This window comes from Frankia sp. AgPm24 (assembly GCF_023243055.1).
Taxonomy (GTDB): Bacteria; Actinomycetota; Actinomycetes; order Frankiales; family Frankiaceae; genus Frankia; species Frankia umida.
The window spans coordinates 20490-27133 of sequence record NZ_JALKFW010000195.1; the positions used below are offsets into that span (position 1 = coordinate 20490).

Annotated in this window: 5 protein-coding genes; all 5 read left to right on the plus strand. The window is 67.1% G+C overall.

Going from position 1 to position 6644, the window contains the following annotated elements; translation table 11 throughout:
* Nucleotides 1-132: 132 nt before the first annotated feature.
* Nucleotides 133-1338: a hypothetical protein gene (locus tag MXD61_RS15925; RefSeq protein WP_248814047.1), complete on the plus strand. Its 1206-nt coding sequence runs from the start codon at nt 133-135 to the stop codon at nt 1336-1338.
* Nucleotides 1339-2344: 1006 nt separating this feature from the next.
* Entirely contained in the window at nt 2345-3298 is a 954-nt protein-coding gene (locus tag MXD61_RS15930; RefSeq protein ID WP_248814048.1) for a hypothetical protein, read from the plus strand.
* Nucleotides 3299-3383: 85 nt separating this feature from the next.
* Entirely contained in the window at nt 3384-4343 is a 960-nt protein-coding gene (locus MXD61_RS15935; protein ID WP_248814049.1) for a hypothetical protein, read from the plus strand.
* Nucleotides 4343-5392 carry an ImmA/IrrE family metallo-endopeptidase gene (locus MXD61_RS15940; protein ID WP_248814050.1) on the plus strand — a complete coding sequence of 350 codons (1050 nt, stop codon included), beginning with the start codon at nt 4343-4345 and terminating at the stop codon, nt 5390-5392. The genes MXD61_RS15935 and MXD61_RS15940 overlap by 1 nt, the downstream gene beginning before the upstream one ends.
* Before the next feature lie 139 nt (nt 5393-5531).
* Nucleotides 5532-6557, plus strand: a complete 1026-nt coding sequence (locus MXD61_RS15945) for a hypothetical protein (protein ID WP_248814051.1) — start codon at nt 5532-5534, stop codon at nt 6555-6557.
* Nucleotides 6558-6644: the final 87 nt, after the last annotated feature.

The window sequence follows — 6644 nt, forward strand, 5'->3', positions numbered from 1 at the left end:
ACGCCCGCCTGCGGTCGCGCCATCAGGGTGATCCTCTGGGTGCGGGATGTGGTCCTGCCTGATCCGGCTGTTCACGGGTGGTCGGCCTGTGTTTTCTGGTACACCGGCGATACGGGCGGTGAGGGGGATCTAGTGGAGGAGTCGATCGCCACACGGCTTGGCCGGGCGGCGTCGCAGGGTCCGCGGGCGATGGACCGTGTGTGCGAACAGGTCGCCGGGGAGTTCCTCGAGGCGAACATCGAGCCGCGGCTTCGGATCCCGTCGGCGGATTTCGCCGCCGATCCGTGGCTGGTCTGCGCGGACCGGTACTGGCGGCGCCGGCTGCTGGCCGAGCCCACCGTCGAGGTCGCGGCCCGCTGCGCCCACTGGCTGTCCGAGCATTGCCAGGAGAACATCCGCCCACAGATCTTTACTACATGGGCGTTGGGATATGCGTTTATCACCCGGGACAGCGTCGATCCACGGGCGGACCTGAGCCGTTTCGACGGCCGGATCATCGAGCAGTACAAGGGCGCACCCGACATCTGCTTCTTCGCCGCGCTCTATCATGCGGGGAAGTTGCGGGCGAACTTCTGGTTCGAGGAACTTCACCAGTTCCTCGACGCATCACTTCTGATGCTGGCTGCCGGCGACCATCGCGATGATCCGCTGGTCACGGCGCTGCGGGCGTTCGCCGAGTTCGGCCGAGGCAACACCGACCAGGGCCATGACCTACTGCGCACAGCCTGGGACACGCCCGACCGTTCCCGCGCTGTCGTCGACGTCTGCCTGCACGCCCTGGACGTGGCCGCGCCTTTTCCGGCCCAAGGCGAGGAGCTACGGACGTATGCCACCGAAGCCGCCCGCACATTTCCTGATCATGGAGTGTTCTACCGGTTGGCGCGCGGGCAGCGACGGTGCGGCCAGTACACCGAGGCGGAGACCAGCATCAGGAAGGCATTGGCACTGCTGCCCGCGATCGGTAGCCGTATCAGCCACGAGCATCTGCAGGAGCGCTACATCCGCGAATGGGACAACATCCGCAGCGCCGAGCAGGACCACCTCGCCGTCCCAGAGCAGCCCGACGGGCTGGTCGCCACCGAGACCGGCAGCCGCCGGCTTCCTCATACGATGATCGCCGCCGTAGTGGCAACGGTCGTGCTGATGGTAGGTGTGGTCGCGGCGGCGACGGTGACCGTGCACGACGACTGGTCCTTGGCCGACCGACTCTGGGCCGAGGCCGCACTGTTCACCAGCCTGCTACTCCTTGCCGTCGGCGTCCTCGCCGGGCTGCGATGGTGGACCACGACCAGCACCAACACGGGGCGGGAGACGTCAGCACGAACTCCTCGGGAGTAGACGTTCACCCGCAAGGTTCCTGGGGGCAGAAAGATTGTTCGCTGGCGCAGGCTGGATTATCCCCACGGGTACGGGGAGGACGACGGGCAGCACGATCATCGCAAGAATGACTATTTCCGACATCATGCACCGTCGGCACGGGTCATCACGGCCCCGCCCAGGGTGTTGCGATCCTCGCCAGGAGCTTGCTCCCGGCTCTGCCTGAACATGATCGTCGTGGTGCCGATGGCAGTGTCCTCGTTGCGATCCTTGCCGGGAGCTTGCCCCCGGCGCCGCCCCAAGGGTCGTCCCACTCGGACCCGGTGTTCTGCGCGTTGCGATCCTCGCCGGGAGCTTGCCCCCGGCGCTGCCGGGGCCTATCAGGGCTGCGTCGTCGCTGGTGAGGGTGTTGCGATCCTCGCCGGGAGCTTGCCTGATCGAGCGAAGTTGCGACTCGGTCGCTGCAGACGGTGGGCTCATTGTGGGTGCAGATGTCCCGGCACGATGCGGCACCCGCGGGCACGCTAGGGCACGGAAAACGCCGTGACCTGGGAGAACGGGGCACCGTCCGGCACGTTACGGCATGGCACGGCACGTCCCCACGCGACTTGTAATCGAGCGGCTAGGGGTTCGAGTCCCCTCACCGGCTCCCATTAATATACAGGGACCGCTACCTCGGACACCGCCCTACGTCGGTGAGGAGCTCGCCGCGTCGTAGTCCGCAGGATCCTTTCAGTCACGCTGGTGAGGCCCGGACCACGATCGTGACGTTCTTGGCCCGCCCTCGGACGATGGTGCGGTGGAGGCCGGCTTCGGTCGCGGTCGCACGAGGCCTGTATATTCGGCAGCCAGCACCCACCCAGGGGCCAACCGTGAGACGACGAGGCTCGGCGGCAGCCTAGAGCGTCACTAGGCCAAGTGGCGCTCGGACCTGAGAAATTGCGGGCGCTGGTCGCGTCAGCGTCCGCGTTTCTCAACAAAACAAAAATTCGCGTCACCGACGCCGTTGACGCGGCCCTCAAGGAGGTTGGTCATCTCCGCGTTTGAAGAGCTGCACCGTCTTGGGCATCTCGGTCGGGATTGCCTCCACCTGGTCACCAGGTTGGTCGAGGAGGAAGCCCGACGTGTCCCGGAAATTCGACGTGACAGCGCCCGAGATCTGGACGATCTCGTCCAAGAATTTCTGGTGGACCGGATCCGGCCCGTGACCGCGAGCCTCCTTGCGCAGGCGACCGATGACGCGTCCGTCGGACGTCTCCTCCGCAGATCCGTCCGCAACTGGATGATCGACAGCGTGCGCAAGACATCACGGGGGGCGTTGCGGCGCCGGCTCGTGGAGGTCCTGTCGGGAGATCACGCCTTCGAAAAGGTGCCTGCTAGCGAGCCGGGCGCCGGCCGTTGGAGGCTCACAGGCGCACCGCTTCCGCCGTGGACCGGCCCCATCGATGACCTGGTGCGGGCGGCTCGTGAAGTCCCGAACGTGAGGATTCCGAAGTGGTCGAGCACGACCCGCCGGCCACCGATCGCGGACCGGCCTTCGATCATCGCCGTAGCAGAGGCGGCTTTCACGGCGGCGAGCGGGTCGCTTGAGGAAGTCCAGCTTGTCGACGTATTCGCGGCTCGGTTCCCGGTGGTGCTGGACCCGGACATCGTCTACCTGCCCGAGGGCGCCGAGAACCGTGCCGACGCGGATGAACCGACTCCCGAGGATCTCGTCGTTGCCGCAGACGAAGAACTGAGTGCCGCGGCCGCGGCTGCGGGCATCGTGGGGATGTTGTCGCCGGTGGAGCGCCGGATCGTCCCGTACCTGGCATCCTCGGCCGACATCCGGGTGCTCCTGGCGTGCGGCCCGGCGCAGGCGCGCCAGCATGCCGACAGGGTGGCTGCGAAGCTCAGGCAGCTTGTCGGCGAGGGTGAGGACCGAGAGGCAGTGGCCAAGGAAGTGATCCGGCTGTGCGGCACCACGACCGCACTGGGCTGACCGTGCGCCCGATGGAGCGCGGCGGGAGTTCTGACGTCAGATTTAGGTGCCGGCATACTCGGCCCAACCCACGCCGGAGGACACCGTGAGCGACCAGCGGACTGCCCAGCAGCTTCTCGATCTTGCCGCACAGGTACAAGACATGCACCAACTAACCCAGCCGGGGCTAGCGGAACGGTTCGGCGCCTCGACAGATGTCGAGGTCCGCGTCGGGCAAGTGTGGCGCGCCCGCTGGGACGAGACCGTCATGTTGCTGGTGGTACTGGCTGTACGAGACCGCGAGGTGCAAGGTGCGCCGGTGACCATCGACCCGTCCAGGGAAGATGACCACGGCATCGTGGTCGGTGACACGACGACCGTGTTCGGCGTGGCCGTCACAGTATGGGCGGGGCTTACGGCGACGGTGCCGAACCGGGTCCTCGATCAACTGGTGGATGTCTGGAGCGACTCGCTGGTCCGATGCATCGCTGCCGCGAGCGTGCAGAAGCCAGCCCCGTTGCCAGCAGGCGTCAGACGGGGCCGCAAGATCACATCCCCTATGGACCCTTCGGCCATGCTCCGCGCAGAGCTCACCGACGACTTGGAGCTGTTGAGGCAGGCACCCGGGCTGCCGGTTGCCGTCCCGGGAATCGAGCCACGCACCCTTGCAGCGATCCTGGGATCGAGTCTTGATCTCGGCGCATTCTGCGCTTCGCTAAACGTGAGCCAAGCCGAGGCCATGCGCCTTCTCCGTGGCAAGGTCCCGATGACGATGGAGCAGATCGACCTCGTGGCGAAGGCGACTGGCATCGCCTCCGAGGAGATCGCGAGTTCGGTTCGCCCGCTCCCGGCCGGGCTTGTCATCCGGATGGAGCATCCACGGTGGAGATCAACGTGGACTCGACGTGCGCGCAGGTTGGGTATCGCTGAAGAACGAGCACGTCTGGACGGCAGCTATGGCGCCTTTAGCCTTGCCGCGCGAGAAACCGGCGGCGGCGAGCCTGACTGGGACTCGCGGCTTCGGCAATTCCTCAACAATAGCACCGCGGGTGAGGAGGATGCATAGTGCGGGCGAGACCGCTGTTCGCTGACGCTCCTCGTCAGGCCGAGGCGATCTTGCGCGTTGTCGAGGAACGTCATCCGGGATCGCTCGCGGCTCTCTGCGCCGACCCTTTGGCCACGATCTCGTCGTGGCCCGACGTCCAAGTGACCGTCGTACCCGAATCAGGTGATGGTGACGGATGCTCGGTATCTGGCAGCTACTTGGACCATACCCAGCCTCCGACCCTTCGCGTCGCCGCGTCGCGATCGCGCCGGCGCCGCGGGTTCACCGTGCTCCACGAATTGGGTCATCACCTCCAGCAGACGGATCCAGAGCTTGGACAGCGTGTCTTCACCCGCGTGGACTCCGAGAACTTCGAGGAGGCTGCGTGCGACGCCTTCGCCGCCCGGGTGCTCCTGCCGGATGGGTGGGTCCGCGATCGCGTCGACCTACGAGGGCCGACCGCCACAGAGATCGTCGACATGTTCCAGAACTCCCAGGCATCTCGCGAAGCGTGCTGCGTACGGGCCTCTGAACTGCTGAGCGGTGGAGGTATCGTTGTTCTCCTCGACGCAACAGGCCGGGTCGTGTTCGCGTCACCACGGGGGGTCGTCCCACCGGCGCGGGGCTCTGACCAATCCGACACCCCACTGATCCGGGCCGCGCTTCGTGGAGTTGCCACGGTCGAGCACGACGACACCTTCGTGACCTACCGCAACGGGGCCCGGAGCGACCCGCTGTACGGGCAGGCGGCCTGGTGCGACAAGCAGTACATGATTGCGGTACTCGCGCCGGACAACGTTGGGTGGCGCCGCTTCGCGCCGCCCCGGTCCGCCAGCGCGGCCTCTCCTGCGGAGCGAGGGTGGATCTGCGAGATCTGTCCGGATGCCGACCCGTTTGAGGTCTTCGGCCCGCCGTGCCAGCGCTGCGGGCAGCCGAAATGCGAGAACGGCCACTGCGGCTGCACCCCTGCGGGAGCCAGAGCGGAGCAGCGGTGTGATCGCTGCTTCCTCGTGCTGGCGGCTACGCAGTTCGATCCGGGCCGCTCGATCTGCCGCAGCTGCGCCGAATGAACAAGAGCTGGGGGTGTCGACCTCCTCAGGCGGGAGCCGCCTCACGGTCCGACGTCAGTAAGGGTGAGCGGCCATCAGGCAGCTCCGCCCAGGCCGGGCGCCCAGGTGCAACCGCACCCCTACCGAACGAAGCACTCGAATGGGACACACAAACGACATCCTCAACGACGTCCGCGGTCGGATCGACGCGCACGCCGAACCGCTCGCGGAGGCACGTGGCCGGCTGAGACTCAGCCGGGACGTCGCGATCGGTTTCCGGGGCGCGCTGCGCACGTACCCCAGCGGTTCGCTGGCGCAGCACACCTTCATTCACCCAGTGGCGGACGGGGACGGCGGTGTCGTCCTGGACCGCCGTGTCTACCCGGCGCTCGGTCCGGAAGGCGCTAACGAGTCTCCCGAAGAGACAATCGAGGCGCTGTGCTCCCTGCTCGGACCGAAGATCCGAAACGTCCACCCGAAGGCCCGTTGCTGTACGTCAAGGCGAGGACCGAAGATCTACTTCGGCCGTCCAGTGGACAGTCAGGACCCGACCATCGACCTCGTCATGGCGCTCACCCGCCGCGACGGCAACGGTCTTTGGATCCCCGACCTCAAGAAGAACAAATGGGAGGCCTCGGACCCCGAGCGGCACGCAACGCTTTTCACGTCTGGCGGCAAGTCGCACGCCCAGACCCGTCGCCGCACCATCCGCCTACTCAAGGCATGGAACCGGCAGTACACCACCGTCGGGTTCTCATCCCACAACTTGTCCGTCTGGGCATGGGAATTCATCACGGAAGGGATGGGGCTCCCGACAGCCCTCTTCTCCGTGCTGGACAAGGCCTCGACCCGACTGGAGGCCGGATACGCGACGAAGGACCCGGCAGGCGTGTCGCCCAATGTGAAGCCCCTGATCGACCGCTCGATCGCCGCCCGGCGACTGCGCACAGCGGCCGATGCCGTCAGCGAGGCCCTCCAGCACGACGACGACCGCGAGGCCGCACTCTCGGCGCTCTCTCGGGTCTACTGGAAGTATCTGGAAGACCCGACACCGTCCGGGCTGGCGGGCAAGGCAGCGATGTTGAGGCGACCAACCCCGGTCTCGACCGCCGCGTTGGGCCTCTCCGGTAGGCCGGCGCTCGTCCGGCCTACCCGCGCCTACGGTACCCGGTTCCGCAGCGCGTGACCCGCCGAGCACCATGGCGGGGGGGGGGGGGGGGGGGGCGGGCGGGGGCCCCCCCCCCGGGGGGGGGGGCCGCCGGCCCCGGGGGGG

Bases quoted from the DNA above. Each gene is read 5' to 3' on its own strand.
- MXD61_RS15945 (WP_248814051.1), top strand. From the start codon at position 5,532: ATGGGACACACAAACGACATCCTCAACGACGTCCGCGGTCGGATCGAC.